We start from the raw sequence: 19,337 nt of genomic DNA on the forward strand, positions 1-19,337 counted from the left end.
GACATGAAGGCCCGCATTGCCCCGTGGCCAACGGTGAATTGAACGCTTGCCTCAGCCGATGCCAGGCCTGTGCAAGATCACGTCCAGTACAAACCGGCTACCGATATAGCCAAGGATCAACAGGAAGAAACCGGTGGTTGTCCATAACGTGGCAACCCGACCGCGCCAGCCACGCAGACGGCGGCCCAGCAACAAAAGTCCGTACACCAGCCAGGCGGCTACGGACAATACAATCTTGTGATTGAACTCCAGTGCCCGGCCAAAGATTTCTTCGCTAAAGGTAATGCCGGTTACCAATGCAATTGTCAGCAACAAAAAACCGGCACTGATGCAGGCAAACAACAGCCGTTCCAGTGCGAGCAGGGGCGGCAATTTTTGTACCAGCAAACTGGCGGAGGCATGATGCAGGCGCCGGTCGGCCAGGCGCATCAAAATCGCGACACCTGTGGCGTTGGTAAAAAGACCATAGGCCAGCATCGCCGCCAGGAAATGCAACCGCGACACCCCGTTTTGGGCATAGGTCAAAACATGGCCGGGGGGCAACAGCAGGCTAAGCCCCAACAGCAGTACGGTGAGTCCCATAACGGGGGGCTGTAGACCTTCCAGCGGAAAAGCCAGATGGCCAAGCAAGTAGGTGATGAGGGCCAGCCAGGCAATCATCGACAAGGCTTCTGCTGCCCCGAAATGCAGCGGCGGCGCGGCCAGTTGCGGCCACAAGGCAAGGCCGTGGACAGCCAGCGCCAGCAGCAGAAAAGCAGTCTCTACGCCGGTGTGAATAACCCCGCGTCCAGCCAGTCGGGTGCGGCAAAAATGCCAACCCAAGGTCAGATAAATGAACAAGGCGATCAACGCGAGCCAGGACACAGGTATCAAATCAGTTAGAATTAGCGAATTGTTTAGTCTAACAGGGAACCTCTGTACACGTCTTTCCGGGAATCAGGCAGGTTTGATTCAGGATGAACTGCAATGCGTAAACCGCAGGCGTAGCGAGACCTCGCCGAGAATTTACAGCGCAGTACGTCGCCAGAATCAGAGCCAGCTGCACAGGAAAAACCAGGTCCATTGGTGCCATATCGCCCGCTTGCCCGTCGAGTGCGGCAGGGAAGAATTTATTTATGCTGGATAACCTCTCTAACCGCCTGAGTGGCGTGGTCAAGACCCTGCGCGGTCAGGCCCGCCTGACTGATGCCAATATCCAGGACGCTTTGCGTGAAGTGCGCATGGCGCTGCTGGAGGCCGACGTTGCGTTGCCGGTAGTCAAGAAGTTCGTGAATGACGTCAAGGAGCGTGCGCTCGGTCAGGAGGTGATTGGCAGCCTGACACCGGGCCAGGCTTTTATTGGCGTTGTCTATGAAGAACTGACCCGCCTGATGGGCGCACAGAACGACGCGCTCAATCTGGCTGCTGTGCCGCCAGCTGTGGTGTTGATGGCCGGCCTGCAAGGTGCAGGTAAAACGACCACCTCCGGCAAGCTGGCCAAACGCCTCAAAGAGACACAGAAGAAAAAAGTCTTGCTGGTCTCGACCGACGTGTACCGCCCGGCCGCTATTGAACAGCTCAAGACCCTTGCGGGTCAGCTGGAGGTGGAGTGGTTTCCGTCTGATGTATCGCAAAGGCCGGTCGACATTGCGCTTGCCGCGCATGATTACGCCAAAAAGCACTTTCATGACGTATTGATCGTCGATACTGCCGGTCGTCTGGCCATTGATGACGCCATGATGGCGGAAATCAAAGACCTGCACGCTGCGATCACCCCGGTTGAAACGCTATTCGTGGTTGACGCCATGCAGGGTCAGGATGCCGTGAATGTGGCGCGTGCTTTCAATGAGACGCTGCCGCTGACTGGTGTGATTCTGACCAAGCTGGATGGCGATTCTCGCGGCGGCGCGGCGCTATCGGTGCGGGAAGTGACGGGCAAACCGATCAAGTTTATCGGTGTCGGTGAAAAACTGAACGGTCTCGAGCCGTTCTATCCGGATCGGATGGCTAGCCGCGTGCTGGGCATGGGGGATGTGCTCTCGCTGATCGAAGACGTGCAAAAAAACGTCGACGAAGCCGAGGCCCTGCAGATGATGAAGAAGGTCAAATCCGGCAAGGGTTTTGACCTGGAAGACTTCAAATCGCAGATCGGCCAGATGAAAAAGATGGGCGGCATGGGCGCATTGCTGGACAAACTGCCAGGTCAGATGAGCCAGATGGCCAGCAGTCAGGTGACCGACAAGTCCGTTGCACGGATTGAGGGCATCATTAATTCCATGACGCCGCTGGAGCGCCGCAAGCCTGAACTGATCAAGGCCAGCCGCAAGCGCCGGATTGCGATCGGCGCGGGTGTCTCCGTGCAAGAGGTTAACCGCTTGCTCAAGCAGTTCGAAGAAACGCAAAAGATGATGAAGCAGTTCAGCAAGGGCGGGATGATGAAGCTCATGCGTGGCATGAAGGGCATGTTGCCCGGTATGTAAACAGTACCGATTTGGGGTGGCGGATCGGCGCCAGGTTGCGCCGATCCTCACTGGAAGTAGTTGTAAAGGGTTGTTCCTTGCGCAAGTTCCGGATTTAAAAGCTTGTATTGCCTTGCGCTTTTCACATACAATCGCTGGTTTCGCGTAAACCGATTTCAAACTGGGTATCAATCATGGTTGTGATTCGTCTTTCCCGTGGCGGCGCTAAAGACCGTCCGTTCTACAATGTTGTTGTTACTGATTCGCGCAACCGCCGCGATGGCCGCTTCATCGAGCGCGTGGGTTTCTACGACCCGTCCGCTGGTGAAGGCCAGGAACCGACCCGTTTCGCGCTTGACCGCGTGAACTACTGGGTTGGCGTTGGCGCACAAGTGAGCGACACCGTTGCTCGCCTGCTCAAGGGCTACAAGCCGGCTGCTGCCTAAGCAGTTGACTGTGACCAGCAATAAACCGACTGCCCCGCAATCCACAACCAATGCGGTACCGGATGATCTGGTATCCATGGGTTACATCAGCGGGGCTTTTGGCATTCGGGGCGGCGTAAATGTCGTCGCGGATACCGAACATCCGGACAGCCTGCTCGACTACAAAACGTGGTGGATCGGGCGTGATGGCAACTGGCGCGCCTACAAAGTGGTTGAAGCTTCGGTGCAGCCTAAAAAGCTCTCCGTGCGCTTTGCCGGCGTGGATGATCGTGACCAGGCGTTTGCCCTGAAGGGCTGTCAGGTCGCAATTCCGCGTAGCGAGATGCCAGAGGCCGGTGATGACGAGTACTACTGGGCAGACCTGGTTGGTCTTTCCATCGTCAACATCGAAGGCCAGAGTCTGGGTGTGGTCGAAAAGTTGTTTGAGACCGGCGCCAACGATGTGATCGTGGCGCGCGACGGTGATACCGAACGCCTCCTGCCCTTTGTCGGGCATGTTGTGCTCAAGGTGGATCTGACGGCCCGGGTCATTACGGTGGACTGGGGTCTTGACTACTGAGGTCATGCAAAAGGAAACAGCTGTGAAAATGCATTTCGATGCCATCACACTGTTTCCTGAAATGTTCGAGGCCATTACACGCTATGGGATTACCCAGCGTGCGGTGGAGCAGGGCATTATTGATTTTGTCGGCTGGAACCCTCGGGATTTCACGCATGACAACTATCGCCGTGTTGATGATCGCCCCTACGGTGGTGGTCCTGGCATGGTGATGTTGCCGCAACCGCTGGAAGACGCCATTGATGCGGCCCGACAGCGCCAGGCGCAACTGGGCATTACGCCCAAAGTGGTCTACCTGTCACCGCAGGGCGCGCCGCTCACCCATGAGCGAGTGCTGCAATTGGTGGCAGAGCCCGGCCTGATCCTGTTGTGCGGCCGTTATGAAGGTGTTGACGAGCGCGTTTTGCAGCGCCAGGTTGACCTGGAAATATCGGTTGGCGACTACGTACTCTCTGGCGGTGAATTACCCGCCATGGTGCTGATGGATGCAGTAGCAAGACATTTGCCTGGTGTGCTGAACACGGCTGCCAGTGCAGTGGAAGATTCATTTGTGGATGGGTTGCTGGATTGCCCGCATTACACTCGTCCCGAAGAATACCGCGGTATGGCGGTGCCGGAAGTTCTGCTTTCGGGAAATCATGCCAACATACGTCGTTGGCGTCTGAAGCAGTCGTTGGGCCGCACCTGGTTGCGCCGCCCCGATTTACTGCAACAGCGTCAGCTTTCAAAAGAGGAAACTCGTCTTCTGGCCGATTTCAAGGCGGAGCATGCGGCACAAGCCGGCTCTCTCCAGTCCGGGGAAGAAGGAACAAGTTTCGTAAAGGAGTAAGGTCATGAACCTGATTCAAAAGCTCGAACAAGAAGAAATCACCCGTCTGGGCAAAACCATTCCTGAATTTGCACCTGGCGATACCGTTATCGTTCAAGTGAAGGTTAAGGAAGGTAACCGTGAACGTCTGCAGGCGTTTGAAGGTGTTGTGATCGCCAAGCGTAACCGTGGCCTGAACAGCGCGTTCATCGTGCGCAAGATCTCCGCTGGTACCGGCGTTGAGCGTTCCTTCCAGACCTATTCCCCGCTGGTTGCTTCCATCGAAGTGAAGCGTCGCGGTGATGTGCGTCGTGCCAAGCTGTACTACCTCCGCGATCGTTCGGGCAAGTCCGCACGTATCAAGGAAAAGCTGCCTGCACGCAAGATCAAGGAAACCGCTGCACAATAAGTTGCGGCGAATTTCTGAAAACGCGAAGCCGGAGGGCTTCGCGTTTTTTTTCGTCCGCAGCATGGCGCAAGCAGGTAGCATGGGGTTTTGCCCCGCCATACGGCCATGTCTGAATCCCTGTCCCCTCGCTCTTTCAACGACGATTTCACCGAATACCAGTACGATGCCGTCATCGACAGCCCGGTAGGGCGGTTGGGATTGATCGCGCGGGGTGACGCGCTTGCGCGGATCGATTTCGCCCTCCCGGATACACCCCTGCAGGCACCGCAGGCCCCACTGTTACTGGAAGCCGCCCGGCAACTGGCACAGTGGTTTGCCGATCCTTATTTTGAGTTTGATCTCCCGCTCAAGCTGACTGGCTCGCACCACGAACTGGCCGTGTGGGAGCAAATTGCGCAGATTCCATGTGGTCAGACGCGCACCTATGCAGAGATCGCGGCAGCGATTGGTTCGGTCGCCCGAGCCGTGGGTGGTGCATGCGGGCAAAACCCCATCCCGCTGGTTATCCCTTGCCATCGTGTTGTGGCCGCCAATGGCGTGGGTGGCTTTAATGCGCATCGCGGCGGCGTGGATTGGGTGCCTATCAAGCGACAGTTGTTGCTCAAGGAAACCCGCGATCTGTTTTCGGATCTGTGACCGACTATGGCGCTGACTGCAAACGAGATCCAGCAAGGCTGGATCGACCAGTTCATCGACAATATCTGGCTGGCCGACGGCCTGGCGCAGAACACGGCAGAAAGCTACCGCCGTGACCTCGTCATCTGGGCGGTGTGGTTGCAAGAGCAAGGCAGCGACATGCGCGTTGCCCAGCGTGCAGATGTACAGGCATTTCTGGCGGCACAGGCACGCGAAACCAAAGCGGCGACCATGGCGCGCCGCATGGCCAGCATGCGCAAGCTTTATCAATACTGGTTGAACAATGGTCAGATTGATCACGACCCAACCCTGACTCTGAATACACCCAAACGAGTACGGCCCTTGCCGAAAGAGCTGTCTGAAGCGCAGGTAGAGGCCCTGTTGGCTGCACCGGATGTGGACACCGAGGCCGGCCTGCGAGATCGCGCCATGCTTGAAGTCATGTATGCCACCGGTTTGCGGGTCTCTGAACTCATTGGGCTTGATCGCTCGGTACTGCATCTGACTGAAGGTTATCTGCAAGTCGTCGGAGGCAAAGGCGGCAAGCAACGGTTAGTGCCACTGGGGGAGGAAGCGCGGCACTGGATGCAGCAATATCTGGCCCGATCCCGCCCGATTCTGACCGCAGGCAAGAGCCAGGAATTGATTTTTGTGAATCAGCGCGGTGATCCACTTACACGTCAGGGGGCCTGGTTCATCATCAAAGGGTATGCCAGCCAGGCCGGGATTGATGCCAAACGGCTGTCCCCGCACGTGATGCGTCATGCATTTGCCACACACCTGTTGAATCATGGGGCAGATCTCAGAATGGTTCAGGTCTTGTTAGGCCACGCCGATATTGCCACCACGCAGATTTATACCCATGTCGCCACGGCCAGATTGCAGGCGCTTCATGCGCAAAATCACCCGCGCCGGTGAAAGGTGAATTTTCGGGAAATTGTGCCAGGCTGAGATATCACTTTTTTCTCATGCAGCCATTTCAACCGGAGATTTACATGGATTTGAACGCCGATTCCGTCGTGCACTACAAGGATGTCATGATCGGCATCATTACCGCGTTCGGGGTCAAGATCATCGGCGCGATCATTTTCTGGGTGGTTGGCCGCTGGCTGATCAACTTTGCAGTGCGGATGGTCGAGCGCTCGCTCGGTAGCCAGAACCTCGATCCCACCGTGTTGCGGTATGTTGGGTCGATTATTACGGTGACCCTCAACGTCTTGCTGGTCATCGGAATCCTGGGCTATTTTGGGGTCCAGACCACCACCTTCGCGGCATTGATAGCAGCCGCGGGTGTCGCCATCGGCATGGCCTGGTCGGGGTTGCTCGCCAACTTTGCTGCTGGCGCGTTCATCATTGTGTTGCGGCCATTCAAGGTGGGCGATTTTGTCACCGTGGCAGGAGTTACCGGTACGATCAAGGAAATTGGCCTGTTTGTGACCGCGGTAAACACACCGGACAACGTGCTGACCCTGATTGGTAACAACAAGATTTTTGGCGATGTGATCCAGAACTATGCGGTGAATGAATTTCGACGCGTTGATCTGAAAGCGCAGTTGGCGGGCTCGACCGACCATGCTGCTGCCATTGCGTTGCTCAAACAGAAAATTGCGGCCATTCCCAATGTGCTGGCAGAACCTGCGGTTGATGTGGAAATCCTGGAATTCAACCTGGTCGGCCCCGTGCTGGCCGTCCGTCCGTATTGCCACAACGACAACTACTGGCAGGTTTATTTTGATACCAACAAGACAATCCGCGAGAGTTTTGGTGAAGCCGGTTTTGCCGCGCCAATGCCAGCTCAGGCCGTGATTGTGCAGCAACAAGCCTGAGGCCAGCCGCAGACTGACGCATCAGGTGCCCGGGCTGGCCGCCGCGCTGGCCTGGGCGGGGGAGTTTGCAGGGGCGGCATAACAAAGATAAAAGGCGCGATGAACCTTGCCAGGCGAGGGGCAGGGCATCGCTTTTGTGTTCCGGTTACGCTGGATAAACTGGCGCGTTGCCATCCTGGTCACGCGCCCGTAACCGTTCCTGCAAACGTACGTTTGGCTGTCTCCTCGCGTTTGGTGATGTGAAGGATGAGCATGGCCAGTACGCACGACAATACCGGCAAGGGGCAAGCCGGAGTCCACGAAGGGTTGTCCTCAACGCTGGATGATCTGCGCATGCAGATCGAACTGTATCTTGAGAAAGGACTGGACTCCGCCGGGCACGAACGCCTGCTGAGCCGCATCGGCCAGCTGCATGACACCGGAACGGGTTGGGTGGCGACCGGTGTGCGCGCTGCTGCGCAAGCCCTGGAACGCCTGTACCACGAATATCAGGCACATCCGCCAGAGGCGCGGGTTCATGGGGCTGCGCAGCTCCGGCAGGGCGTTGATCATCTGGCACAGGCGGTCACGCATTTTCTGGCATCGGGCCTGGAACACCTTACCGGTGCTATCCCGGGCGTTGCACCGCCGCCGGAGCATGTGGTGATTGTCAGCACCGATCTGGTGTCTGCTGAGTTGCTGGAGGTTGAACTGGCCTTGCAACTCCCCGGCGCGCAGGTTTCGTTGCAGGCCCAATTGCCGGATCAATCCGTCGATTTGTTGTTTCTGGATCTGGATGATCAGGCCGCGCCTTTTGTGGCGCTGGCGGATTTCCTGCCCAACGGCCCGCGGGCACCATCCCGTCTGGTTTGCCTGTCTAGTCAGTCCGACATTGCTACGCGGCTCGTGGCAGCGCGTTTCAATGCACAGGCCTTTGTCCATAAGCCGGTACACCCGGGTGAACTGGCTGAGCTGATCAATCGACTAGAGGAAGAGCGCAAGCATTCTGCTTATCGCATCCTGATTGTGGATGATGAGCCGGATGTGGCCGAGTACTACGCGGAAATCCTGCGCGAGGCCGGCATGGCGGTTGCACTGGCCAACGGGCCTGTGCAGATGTTTGAGAAGATTGCCCAACTCAATCCGGAATTGATCGTCCTTGATCTATACATGCTGGGCTGGAGTGGGCTGGAAATTGCCAGCGTGTTGCGGCAGCAACCGGCCTATATGGGCGTGCCAATTGTGTTTTTGTCGTCAGAGCATGCTCAGTCCAAGCGGCTTGAGGCCATGCAGCGCGGTGCAGATGATTTCCTCGTCAAGCCGATTGAGCCGGATTATCTGATCGCCGCCATTCGGGCACGGGCGTCGCGCTTCAGGTTGCTGCGTGAACAGCACACGCGCGATGCGTTGACCGGCGTGCTCGGGCGGCAGGCCATCATGCAATTACTGGATGTCGAAAGCGCCCGTTGCAAACGTAACCAGCAACCTCTTGCGGTTGTTATGCTGGATATCGACCGTATGCAGCAGATCAATCAGGTGCTTGGTCATCAGAGTGGCGATCAGCTACTGCGGGCGTTGTGTGCCTTGCTGCGTCAGCGCTTGCGGGTGAGTGATGGCATCGGGCGCATCAAGGGTGGTCTGTTTTTGCTGGTGCTGCCAGATATTGAGCAGAGCGATGCGTTGGGCTTGATTGAATCGCTACGCTTGCGTTTCGCTCAGACCGTATTGCCCGGACACAGGATGGCGCAGCCACCTGGGTTCAGCGCAGGGGTGGCGATCAAGCGCGTTTCAGAAAGTATTCCAGGTTTGCTGGAACGTACGGAAAACGCACTGCATCAGGCCAAAACAGCGGGTGGAAATCGCGTGTATAGCTACTTTGAATAGTGCGGCGGACGCGGTGCTCGCAACACGCTCAAAAAACAAAAGCCCCACCGGCGAACCGGGTGGGGCTTTTTATATGGCGGTCAGTCCTTGCGGGCCGACCATCAAGCCAGATCAGGCCGGGATAGCTTGTTCGTCCTCAGACAGCTTGAGTACGACCTTGTCATCATCGTCCAGGTCAATCGTCACTTCACCGCCGTGAGCCAGCTTGCCGAACAACAGTTCATCAGCCAGCGCCTTGCGGATGGTGTCCTGAATCAGGCGTGCCATCGGGCGTGCGCCCATCAGCGGATCAAAGCCTTTCTCTGCCAGCATTTCTTTCAGTGCCGGAGTGAAGTGAGCCTCTACCTTCTTCTCTTGCAGTTGCAGTTCCAGTTGCATCAGGAACTTGTCCACCACCTGCAGAATGATCTCGTGCGACAACGGTGCAAACGAGATGGTCGCATCCAGCCGGTTACGGAACTCCGGCGTAAACAGACGCTTGATCTCAATCATTTCGTCGCCGGTTTCCTTCTTGGCGGTAAAGCCCATGATCGCTTTGTTCATGGTCTCTGCGCCGGCGTTGGTGGTCATGATCACGATCACGTTGCGGAAATCCGCTTTGCGACCGTTGTTGTCGGTCAGCGTACCGTGATCCATCACTTGCAACAGCACGTTGAAGATGTCCGGATGTGCCTTTTCAATTTCGTCAAGCAACAACACAGAATACGGGTGCTTGGTGACCTGCTCGGTCAGCAGACCGCCTTGCTCAAAACCCACGTATCCTGGCGGTGCACCGATCAGACGGCTGACCGCATGACGTTCCATATACTCGGACATGTCAAAGCGGATCAACTCCACGCCCAGTGTGTAAGCCAGTTGCCGTGCCACTTCGGTTTTGCCCACGCCGGTCGGGCCAGAGAACAAGAAGGCGCCGATCGGTTTTTGTGGGTTCCCGAGGCCAGCACGCGACATCTTGATGGCCGCGGACAACGCATCAATCGCCGGATCTTGCCCGAACACCACACTCTTCAGATCGCGATCCAGCGTCTTCAAGGTGCTCTTGTCGTCGTTGGAGACACTCTTCGGCGGAATACGTGCAATCTTGGCCACGATCTCTTCGATCTCGGGCTTGCCAATGGTCTTCTTCTGCTTGGACTTGGGCAGAATCTTCTGCGCTGCGCCCGCTTCGTCGATGACATCAATGGCCTTGTCCGGCAGATGGCGATCGTTAATGTACTTGGCCGCCAGTTCAGCAGCCGCAGACAGTGCCGTCGCGGTGTACTTCACGCTGTGATGCTTCTCGAACTTGTCCTTCAAACCCTTGAGAATCTCAACGGTTTGTTCAACAGTTGGCTCGACCACATCAATCTTCTGGAAGCGACGCGACAGTGCGTTGTCTTTTTCGAAGATGCCGCGGTATTCAGTGTATGTCGTTGCACCAATGCACTTGAGCGTGCCGTTGGACAGCGCCGGCTTCAAGAGATTGGATGCATCCAGCGTGCCGCCAGAGGCCGCGCCGGCACCGACAAGAGTATGAATCTCATCAATGAACAGAATGGCGTTGCGCTCTTCAGTCAATTGCTTGATGACGGCCTTGAGGCGTTGCTCAAAGTCGCCACGGTACTTGGTGCCGGCCAGCAACGCGCCCATATCGAGCGCATACACGGTTGCATCTGCCAGAATATCCGGTACTTCGCCTTCCACGATGCGGCGTGCCAGCCCTTCCGCGATGGCCGTCTTGCCGACGCCAGCTTCACCTACCAGCAGCGGGTTGTTCTTGCGGCGACGGCACAGGATCTGCACCACGCGTTCCAGTTCTGAATCGCGGCCGATCAACGGATCAATCTTGCCCGCCAGCGCCTGCTGGTTGAGGTTCTGGGTAAAGTTCTCCAGCGCGCCGCCAGGGCTGACCTCGGCGTCGTGTTCTTCAGAACCTTGATCCGAGCGCGGTGGCTGCGAGGCGTTTGGCGTCGATTTGGTAATGCCGTGGCTGATGAAATTAACCACGTCCAGGCGCGTTACGCCTTGCTGGTGCAAGAAGTAAACGGCGTGACTGTCCTTTTCGCCAAAAATGGCAACAAGGACATTGGCACCGGTTACTTCTTTCTTGCCAGATGATTGCACGTGCAGGATGGCACGCTGGATCACGCGCTGGAACCCAATGGTCGGCTGGGTTTCGACTTCCCCCGTGCCAGAGACCACCGGCGTATGTTCGGTGACAAAGTCCGATAACTGGTGGCGCAATTCATCCATATTGGCGCCACACGCACGCAGCACTTCTGCTGCAGACGGGTTGTCGAGCAGGGCGAGCAGGAGGTGCTCCACGGTGATGTACTCGTGGCGCTTTTGTCTCGCCTCCATGAAAGCCATGTGCAGGCTGACTTCTAGTTCCTGGGCGATCATTCGTTTACCTCCATGATGCATTGGAGCGGGTGCTGATGTTGGCGGGCGTGCTCGGTAACCTGCGCCACTTTTGTCGCAGCGATGTCCTTGGGGAACACGCCGCAAATGCCTCGTCCTTCTGTATGGACTTTGAGCATGACTACGGTTGCCTGTTCACGATCCATCGTGAAAAAAGTTTGCAAGACGGCAACCACAAATTCCATTGGGGTGAAATCGTCGTTTAAAAGCACGACGCGGAACATGGAGGGAGGCCCGGTCCGGATCTCTTTCTCTACTAATTCCCGCTCAATTTGATGCTGTTGCGTCATCACTATCCAACCGAGTTTCAGTTCTCATTTTGGCCCGGAAGAGGGCTTTTTCAAGCGTTTCCTGGAAACAACAGTTTGCATCTTCCCGCTTTGGCTTGCTTGACCTCTCAAGTAAATATCGCGTAAAACGAATGCGCGTTTGATGGACAAGTTTCATGCTGTGCCGGTCTAACCCGCTGTACAGGTCTTGACTTCAAACCTCTGGCAATGCGTTAACTGTTTATCTTGGAGAAAGACCTAATATGGCAACCGGTACCGTCAAGTGGTTCAATGATTCCAAAGGCTTTGGCTTTATTACCCCGGACGAAGGCGGCGAGGACATCTTCGCTCACTTCTCCGCGATCAATATGCCTGGCTTCAAGACCCTGAAAGAAGGTCAGCGTGTTTCGTTTGAAGTTGCTCAAGGCCCGAAGGGCAAGCAAGCTGCAAACATCCAGACCGCCTGATCAGGTTCTTGTCTGATCTCAAAACCCCGCGTTTACGCGGGGTTTTCTGTTTTCAGCGCCACCATCTTGCTGACACCGGGTGTGGTCTTGCTCCCTGACTACCGTTCCACACTTGATACTGTAAATGGAGCAGGGGCGGAAAAATACAATAGTCCGCCGAATGTGTTCCCACGCCACACCTTTTGCACGGGCATGAAAAAGCCCCACCAGGGTGGGGCTTTTCTGTGTCATGCTTGATCGAATCAGCGCTTACATGCGCTCGACAATGGCCTTGCCAAAGGCCGAGCAGCTTACTTCCTGCGCGCCATCCATCAGGCGGGCAAAGTCGTAAGTCACGATCTTGTCCTTGATGGTCTTTTCCATCGCGGTAATGATCAGGTCAGCCGCTTCCTTCCAGCCCATATGGCGCAGCATCATCTCTGCCGACAGCAGTAGCGAACCCGGGTTCACCTTGTCCTGACCGGCGTACTTCGGTGCCGTACCGTGGGTCGCTTCAAAGCAGGCCACGTTGTCAGACAGGTTGGCGCCCGGCGCAATGCCGATACCGCCCACTTCAGCGGCCAGTGCGTCAGAAATGTAGTCGCCATTCAGATTCAGCGTCGCGATCACATCGTATTCAGCCGGACGCAGCAGAATCTGTTGCAGGAAGGCGTCAGCAATCACGTCCTTGATCACGATGCCGTTCGGCAGTTGTACCCATGGGCCGCCGTCGATCTCGACGCCACCGAACTCGCTCTTGGCCAGTTCATAACCCCAGGTACGGAACATGCCTTCCGTGAACTTCATGATGTTGCCCTTGTGGACAAGCGTCACGGACTTGCGATTGTTGTCGATCGCGTACTGGATGGCCTTGCGCACCAGACGCTCGGTACCTTCCTTGCTGACCGGCTTGATACCGATGCTGGAGGATTCCGGGAAACGGATCTTCTTCACGCCCATTTCAGACTGCAGGAACTCGATAACCTTGCGAGCACCTTCGGACTGCGCATCCCATTCGATACCGGCATAGATGTCTTCGGTGTTCTCACGGAAGATCACCATGTCGATTAGTTGCGGTTGCTTGACCGGGGAAGGCACGCCTTCAAAGTAACGTACCGGGCGCAGGCAAACGTACAGGTCCAGCTGCTGGCGCAGGGCCACGTTCAGCGAACGGATACCGCCGCCAACCGGAGTAGCCAGCGGGCCCTTGATGGACACCACATACTCTTTCAATGCATCCAGCGTTTCCTGCGGCAGGTAGGTGTCGTTGCCGTAGAGGCGGGAAGCCTTCTCACCACAGTAGATTTCCATCCAGTGGATCTTGCGGCTGCCGCCGTAGCTCTTGGCCACGGCTGCATCGACCACGTCCTTCATCACGGGGGTGATGTCGGCACCGATGCCGTCACCTTCGATGAACGGGATAATGGGATTATCCGGCGTGGCGAGATTTGCAACGATCTTCGCGCCTTCTTTCGGTACTTGAATGTGGCTCATTAGGTACTTCCCATGCTTAAGATCAGGAAAACGCCGTGGCGTGGCTAACAAAAACCGGCTGGGGGCCTGCTCTGGCCTCGTGCGCGGATACTTCGGACGGTTTTTGTTAGCCACTCTTGCTGGCGTGGGCAAGCCGCAATTATCGCGTGAACGGTTCCGAAAGCCAAGCACGGCCGCATGTTTGCGCTGTCTGTCTCTGTGAAAGGTTAGAATGACACCATGGACAAACTGATTCTCTTTAACAAACCTTACGGCGTGATTTGCCAGTTTTCTCCCAGCCCGCCACATCAATGTCTGGCGGATTACGTGACTGTCAAAGACGTTTATGCGGCGGGCCGTCTGGATACCGACTCCGAAGGATTGTTGTTGCTGACGAATAATGGTGCATTGCAGCACCGAATTGCCAATCCGAAACATAAACTGCCCAAAACTTACTGGGTGCAAGTGGAAGGCGAACCAAGTGATGATGGATTGGCGCCATTGCGAAAAGGTGTTGATCTGGGAGACTTCATCACCCGGCCTGCCAGCGTGCGCCGCATCGCCGAGCCCGCTGGCTTGTGGCCTCGCGTGCCGCCCATTCGCGACCGTAAAAACATTCCGGTGAGTTGGCTGGAAATCATCATCAGTGAAGGTAAAAACCGCCAGGTGCGGCGTATGACGGCTAAAGCCGGATTCCCTACTTTGCGGTTGATCCGTTATGCAATTGGTGAATACACAATTGATGATCTGCCCTCTGGCCAATGGCGCGAATTGCGATCGGCAGGAAAATAAACCGGTCTAATACACAGGCGCAAAAAGAATCAATTTTTCCGGGAATAATTTCGCATCTGAAACGCAGCCGTCCGGGCAGGTTATATCCATATCTCTTTTGGCGGATATTGAGGGACTGATTGCAATTGCTGTGAATGAATCCAGCCTGGATTGATTTAATCAAATGATGATTCTTTGACATTTGCCGGGTTTTGCAATTGCGCCGTAACAGCCAGCCAAAGCGCCTCGTCCACGTGACCGCATGATTGTGCCGCTGACGCGTTGACCCCATTCAGGTAAAATCTCTTTTTGATTTCAGTGGGTTGCATGATGTTCAAGCCCAATACCACCGTGGCCGCCGTGATTGAACGCGACGGCCGCTTTTTGTTTGTGCAGGAACGCATCCTGGGCGAGCTCAAGCTCAATCAGCCCGCAGGTCACCTGGAACAGCATGAGTCCATCGTCGCGGCCGCCGTGCGCGAGACCCTGGAAGAAACCGCGCATCACTTCGTACCGCAGTGGCTGACGGGTATCTACCAGTGGACGCCGCCTGAGCGCCCGGAACTGACCTATTTGCGTTTTACCTTCACGGGTGACATCACGGGTTTTGAGGCTGATCGCGCGCTGGATGAGGGAATTGTACAAACGGTATGGTTGACTCGGGACGAACTGGCCGCACGTAAGGATGAGCATCGCAGTCCGCTGGTGCTGGCCTGCGTGGATGATTATCTTGCCGGCCGCCGTTACCCGCTGGACATCCTGCAAGACTTTGACCGGAAGTAAACAATGAGAGACAAGATAGTAGTGGGCCTGTCTGGGGGCGTGGATTCGTCCGTCACGGCGCACTTGCTGAAAGAACAGGGCTACGACGTTGTCGGCGTGTTCATGCAGAACTGGGAAGACGACAACGACGACGAGTACTGTTCGATCAAGGAAGACAGCATGGATGCCATCTCGGTGGCAGACCTGCTGGACATCGACATCGAACTCGTCAACTTTGCCAAAGAATACAAAGACCGTGTGTTCAGTTATTTCCTGGCTGAGTACTCGGCTGGCCGTACGCCCAATCCGGATATCCTGTGCAACAGCGAGATCAAGTTCAAGTGCTTCCTGGATTACGCCATCAAGTTGGGTGGCGTGAAGATGGCCACGGGCCACTACGCGGCTAACCGCGTACGTCCGGATGGCCGCACCGAACTGATCCGCGCGGCCGATCAATCCAAAGATCAAACCTACTTTTTGTATCGGTTAAGCCAGGAGCAGGTGAGCCAGGCGGTGTTTCCGCTGGGCCATTTGCAAAAGACCGAAGTGCGGACGATTGCTGAACAGATCGCGCTACCCAACGCCAGGAAGAAAGACAGCACGGGTATCTGCTTTATTGGTGAGCGCCCGTTCCGCGAGTTCCTCAACCGTTATCTGCCCAAGGTGCCAGGGGCCATGGTGACGCCGGAAGGCCGCCGCATGGGTGAGCACATGGGCTTGATGTACTACACCATCGGCCAGCGTCAGGGTCTGGGGATCGGCGGGGAAGGCCTGCCGTGGTTTGTGGCTGGCAAGGACATGGACAAGAACGAACTGATTGTCGTGCAAGGCCATGATCATCCGCTTTTGCTCAAACACGACCTGATCGCACGCGATTGCTCATGGATTCTGGGCGAGACGCCCGCACCGGGCCGCTACACGGCCAAAACACGCTATCGTCAACAGGATGCAGCTTGCACCCTGGAGCACATCGACGGTGGCGTGAAGCTGACCTTTGATGAACCACAATGGGCCATGACTCCCGGTCAGTCCATGGTGCTGTATGACGGTGACGTTTGCATGGGCGGCGGGATTATCCAGTAACGGCATCCCTGCCCTGTAAAAGAAAAGGCCACCTTCAAGGTGGCCTTTTTTATGCATGCGGCAATAGCCGCTTATTTGCCAGCCTTCGCTGCTGGCTTGGCAGCGGGTGCGCTGCTGCCGGTCGCGTCGGTGACTGCATGTTGCACTTGTTCCCAAGGCAGCGGTACGTCCACACCGTTCAGGATGAACTTGCCGTTTTGCAGCGAGGCGGTGGCAGAGACATTATCGCCATCCACGCGGATCAGTTTCTGGTCGGCCATGCGATCCAGCTGGCCTTCAACAAACTGGCCCGCGAGATAGTCCAGATCAGCTTGTGATACACCGTTGTCGGCGTTGCCAAACATGTTGCGCGCTTGCCAGGTGACCACAGTGGCGATGACTTTGCGCGGCACGTTAAAGTCAGCCTTGGCCGTCAGCTTGCGCATGAATACCGCCGGCTGATCCAGGTCTTCTGGCTTGAAGCCGGTCAGGCCCACTTCACCCGACAGATGAATGCTGCTATCTGGCAGCTTGATGTCCAGATGACGAATCGCCAGATGCGGATCATGCGTCAGCAATGGCATGGCGTCGGACTTGGCCAGCTTGCCCAGTTCGGTGGTCAGCTGTTCACGGGTGAGTTGCTGCTTTTGCAGGCGGTTGAATGCATCACCCAACCGTGCCAGCGTCGGGCCATGCAGGTGATTGGCTTCCGCCAGCAACTCGGCAGGGCCATAGGCCTGATCGTTCAGCGTGAGCTTTTCCAGACGGAACAATGCACTGCCATCTACCAGTTCGCCGTTTTCAGACAGCTTGCCGTTATAAGAGACGTTCTGCAGCGCCACCTTGAAAGGCGCGTCACCGGGCATGTCCAGAGTGAAGCTATCGATTTTGGCAGTTGAATCACCGATCATCAGACCGGTTTTGCCACGCACGTGATCCACCGTGAAAGTCAGGCCATTAAGGCTGAAGTTGCCCTTGCCCTTGGCTTCACCCGACAGACCCGGTGCTTCGGCCAATAACTTCACGCGGTTGAAGTCGCCGCCGTAATCCAGGGTGGCGTTCAGGCCTTGCCACTTGGCTTTGACACCAGAAATGGCTTCTTCGTAATCGAAGGACGGCACCTTGATCGTCATCACGCCGTCATCGTTAAAGCTGATGCGGTTTTCGATGTTGATCGGTTTTTGTTCGCCAAAAAAGCGGGTCAGAAACTTTTGGGTTTCTGGCGCGAACTGGAACTCGGTGGTGACTACAGCCTTGTACGGGTGCGGATTACCGCGCGTAAACAAGAGCGGTAGCGGGCCGTGATCAATGTGCTGTGTGTACGTTACTTCAAATGTTGGCAGCGGCTCGCCTTCCTTTTCCAGGAAAAAGCGATACAACTGCGGGTTGATCTGCAACGTGGTTTTTTCAGAGGAAGAGAACCAGCCGCGATGGTATTCGCGGTTCTTCACGATGAAGTAGGGCAGGTTGGACAACCACTGATTCTGCTTGTCGAGCGTCTGCTGCACAGAACGTCCAGCCAGCCACGAACTGCCAACGTAAGCGGCGCCCAGCAGCACAACGGTCAGCGTGCCGGCAACCAGTACTTTGCGTTTCACCGGGTAAATCTCCCCTTGTTGCGATCAGTGCCGGCAGCTCTTTGGCTGCCGGCTATGCGAGTATGCCCGCACCCGGCTCCGGTCTCGTGACCGGAACTCAGGTTAGATGCGGTTGGCCAGCGCGACTGCGGTACCCAGGTAGGTCCACGGGGTCAGCGCCTTGAGCCGGGTTTTTTCGGATTCCGGAATCGCCAGGCCATCAATAAAGACAGCCAAAGCTTCCTTGGTAATACCTGTCTTGCCGCGGGTCAGTTCCTTGAGTTGCTCGTACGGGTTAGGCACACCGTAGCGGCGCATCACGGTCTGGATCGGCTCAGCCAGGACTTCCCAGTTATCGTTCAGATCGTCCAGCATGGCCTGGCGATCAGCCAGCAGCTTGTTCAAACCCTTCAGGCACGAAACATAACCCAGTTGTGCGTAACCAACACCCACGCCCATGTTACGAAGCACGGTGGAGTCGGTCAGGTCACGCTGCCAGCGCGAAATCGGCAGCTTTTGTGACAGATGCGTCAACACCGCGTTCGCCAGACCCAGGTTGCCTTCAGCGTTTTCGAAGTCGATCGGATTGACCTTGTGCGGCATGGTCGAGCTGCCGACTTCGTTCTTGTTCACGCGCTGCTTGAAGAAGCCCAGCGAGATATAACCCCAGATGTCGCGGTTCAGGTCGATCAGGATGGTGTTCACGCGGGCAACCGAGTCAAACAGTTCGCTCATGTAGTCATGCGGTTCGATCTGGATGGTGTACGGGTTGAATGTCAGACCGAGGCTTTCGACGAAGCTGCGGCAGAATTGTTCCCAGTCGATTTCCGGATAAGCCGACAGATGCGCATTGTAATTGCCCACGGCACCGTTGATCTTGCCCAGCACCTCGATCTTTTCCAGGCGGGCCAGTTGGCGCTCCAGACGGTAGGCCACATTGGCCATTTCCTTACCCATGGTGGTCGGCGTAGCCGGTTGACCGTGGGTACGGCTCATCATCGGTGCGTCGGCCAGTTCGTGTGCCAGGTCTTTCAGCTTGGCGGCGATCTCGCGGATCTTCGGCAGGGTGACTGCATCTCGCGCGGACTTGAGCATCAGGCCGTGCGAGAGGTTGTTAATGTCTTCAGAGGTGCAGGCAAAGTGAATGAACTCGCTGGCGGCAGATACTTCATGGTTGCCAGACAGACGTTCTTTCAGCCAGTACTCCACGGCTTTTACGTCGTGATTGGTCGTGCGTTCAATGGTTTTGACTTCCAGCGCATGTTCTGGCGAGAACTGCGCTACCACCTGATCCAGCTCAGCGATGGTCGCAGCCGAAAACGGGGTGATCTCTTCAATGGCAGCTTCTGCCGCCAGCGCCTTCAGCCACGCAATTTCAACGGTGACACGGTGTTTGATCAGCGCGTACTCGCTGAAGAACGGACGCAGGTCGGCCAGTTGTTTTTCGTAACGGCCGTCGAGAGGGGAAAGCGCGGTCAGTGCGGAGAGATCCATATCGGTGAGGGCTAGCCAAGCAGTTGAATCGAAGCGCGAAATTTTAACACACCCGCGCGACAAGCTCCTGGCTGCTTACGGGTGGCAGTTTTTTACTA

General features: G+C 56.4%; 20 protein-coding genes. 13 read left to right on the forward strand and 7 right to left on the reverse strand.

What is annotated here, in order from left to right; genetic code table 11:
• Positions 1–51 precede the first annotated feature (51 nt).
• Positions 52–864: a cytochrome C assembly family protein gene (locus tag IEX44_RS13625; RefSeq protein ID WP_188694760.1), complete on the reverse strand. Its 813-nt coding sequence runs from the start codon at positions 862–864 to the stop codon at positions 52–54.
• Positions 865–1,115: 251 nt separating this feature from the next.
• Between IEX44_RS13625 and ffh the strand changes: the two genes are divergently transcribed.
• The 9 genes from ffh to IEX44_RS13670 all read left to right on the forward strand — a co-directional run bounded on the left by ffh (position 1,116) and on the right by IEX44_RS13670 (position 8,985).
• Positions 1,116–2,459 (forward strand): signal recognition particle protein, encoded by a 1,344-nt coding sequence (gene ffh, locus IEX44_RS13630; protein WP_188694766.1) that lies wholly within the window; start codon positions 1,116–1,118, stop codon positions 2,457–2,459.
• Between the two features lie 173 nt (positions 2,460–2,632).
• Positions 2,633–2,884, forward strand: coding sequence for a 30S ribosomal protein S16 (rpsP, locus tag IEX44_RS13635; protein ID WP_184099752.1), 252 nt, complete (start codon positions 2,633–2,635; stop codon positions 2,882–2,884).
• 10 nt (positions 2,885–2,894) lie between these two features.
• The gene (rimM, locus tag IEX44_RS13640; protein WP_308423804.1) at positions 2,895–3,443 is read left to right on the forward strand and encodes a ribosome maturation factor RimM; all 549 of its coding nucleotides are present in this window, start codon (positions 2,895–2,897) and stop codon (positions 3,441–3,443) included.
• Positions 3,444–3,471: 28 nt separating this feature from the next.
• Entirely contained in the window at positions 3,472–4,272 is an 801-nt protein-coding gene (trmD, locus tag IEX44_RS13645; protein WP_188695215.1) for a tRNA (guanosine(37)-N1)-methyltransferase TrmD, read from the forward strand.
• Positions 4,273–4,276: 4 nt separating this feature from the next.
• Entirely contained in the window at positions 4,277–4,660 is a 384-nt protein-coding gene (gene rplS, locus IEX44_RS13650) for a 50S ribosomal protein L19 (protein ID WP_188694770.1), read from the forward strand.
• Positions 4,661–4,765: 105 nt separating this feature from the next.
• Positions 4,766–5,296 carry a methylated-DNA--[protein]-cysteine S-methyltransferase gene (locus IEX44_RS13655; RefSeq protein ID WP_188694773.1) on the forward strand — a complete coding sequence of 177 codons (531 nt, stop codon included), beginning with the start codon at positions 4,766–4,768 and terminating at the stop codon, positions 5,294–5,296.
• A 6-nt stretch (positions 5,297–5,302) separates the two neighbouring features.
• Complete coding sequence (gene xerD, locus IEX44_RS13660) at positions 5,303–6,214, forward strand: site-specific tyrosine recombinase XerD (protein ID WP_188694776.1); 912 nt, start codon at positions 5,303–5,305, stop codon at positions 6,212–6,214.
• A gap of 77 nt (positions 6,215–6,291) precedes the next feature.
• The gene (locus IEX44_RS13665; RefSeq protein ID WP_188694779.1) at positions 6,292–7,122 is read left to right on the forward strand and encodes a mechanosensitive ion channel family protein; all 831 of its coding nucleotides are present in this window, start codon (positions 6,292–6,294) and stop codon (positions 7,120–7,122) included.
• A gap of 252 nt (positions 7,123–7,374) precedes the next feature.
• Entirely contained in the window at positions 7,375–8,985 is a 1,611-nt protein-coding gene (locus IEX44_RS13670) for a response regulator (RefSeq protein WP_188694782.1), read from the forward strand.
• A 111-nt stretch (positions 8,986–9,096) separates the two neighbouring features.
• On the opposite strand, the gene clpA is transcribed toward IEX44_RS13670, so the two are convergent.
• Both clpA and clpS read right to left on the reverse strand, forming a co-directional pair.
• Positions 9,097–11,367, reverse strand: coding sequence for an ATP-dependent Clp protease ATP-binding subunit ClpA (clpA, locus tag IEX44_RS13675; RefSeq protein WP_188694785.1), 2,271 nt, complete (start codon positions 11,365–11,367; stop codon positions 9,097–9,099).
• Positions 11,364–11,675: an ATP-dependent Clp protease adapter ClpS gene (gene clpS, locus IEX44_RS13680; protein WP_188694788.1), complete on the reverse strand. Its 312-nt coding sequence runs from the start codon at positions 11,673–11,675 to the stop codon at positions 11,364–11,366. Before clpS ends, clpA begins: the two co-directional genes overlap by 4 nt.
• Before the next feature lie 242 nt (positions 11,676–11,917).
• Between clpS and IEX44_RS13685 the strand changes: the two genes are divergently transcribed.
• On the forward strand, positions 11,918–12,121 hold the full coding sequence (locus IEX44_RS13685; RefSeq protein WP_018748498.1) for a cold-shock protein: 204 nt from the start codon (positions 11,918–11,920) through the stop codon (positions 12,119–12,121).
• 249 nt (positions 12,122–12,370) lie between these two features.
• On the opposite strand, the gene icd is transcribed toward IEX44_RS13685, so the two are convergent.
• On the reverse strand, positions 12,371–13,594 hold the full coding sequence (icd, locus tag IEX44_RS13690; protein ID WP_188694791.1) for an NADP-dependent isocitrate dehydrogenase: 1,224 nt from the start codon (positions 13,592–13,594) through the stop codon (positions 12,371–12,373).
• Positions 13,595–13,813: 219 nt separating this feature from the next.
• Here icd and IEX44_RS13695 point away from each other — a divergent pair, with 219 nt between their 5' ends.
• Positions 13,814–14,365, forward strand: a complete 552-nt coding sequence (locus IEX44_RS13695; protein ID WP_188694795.1) for a pseudouridine synthase — start codon at positions 13,814–13,816, stop codon at positions 14,363–14,365.
• 155 nt (positions 14,366–14,520) lie between these two features.
• Here IEX44_RS13695 and IEX44_RS21085 read toward each other — a convergent pair whose 3' ends face one another.
• A complete protein-coding gene (locus IEX44_RS21085) occupies positions 14,521–14,673 on the reverse strand; it encodes a hypothetical protein (protein ID WP_229679125.1) in 153 nt (50 codons plus the stop codon).
• 1 nt (position 14,674) lies between these two features.
• Between IEX44_RS21085 and IEX44_RS13700 the strand changes: the two genes are divergently transcribed.
• Positions 14,675–15,127 carry an NUDIX hydrolase gene (locus IEX44_RS13700; protein WP_229679127.1) on the forward strand — a complete coding sequence of 151 codons (453 nt, stop codon included), beginning with the start codon at positions 14,675–14,677 and terminating at the stop codon, positions 15,125–15,127.
• Positions 15,128–15,130: 3 nt separating this feature from the next.
• Positions 15,131–16,189, forward strand: coding sequence for a tRNA 2-thiouridine(34) synthase MnmA (gene mnmA, locus IEX44_RS13705; protein WP_188694801.1), 1,059 nt, complete (start codon positions 15,131–15,133; stop codon positions 16,187–16,189).
• A 71-nt stretch (positions 16,190–16,260) separates the two neighbouring features.
• Here mnmA and IEX44_RS13710 read toward each other — a convergent pair whose 3' ends face one another.
• Together IEX44_RS13710 and purB are read right to left on the reverse strand one after the other, a co-directional pair.
• On the reverse strand, positions 16,261–17,766 hold the full coding sequence (locus IEX44_RS13710; RefSeq protein ID WP_188694806.1) for a YdgA family protein: 1,506 nt from the start codon (positions 17,764–17,766) through the stop codon (positions 16,261–16,263).
• 102 nt (positions 17,767–17,868) lie between these two features.
• Positions 17,869–19,239: an adenylosuccinate lyase gene (purB, locus tag IEX44_RS13715; RefSeq protein ID WP_188694809.1), complete on the reverse strand. Its 1,371-nt coding sequence runs from the start codon at positions 19,237–19,239 to the stop codon at positions 17,869–17,871.
• Positions 19,240–19,337 lie beyond the last annotated feature (98 nt).

Source organism: Silvimonas amylolytica, from assembly GCF_014645555.1.
Lineage (GTDB): Bacteria > Pseudomonadota > Gammaproteobacteria > Burkholderiales > Chitinibacteraceae > Silvimonas > Silvimonas amylolytica.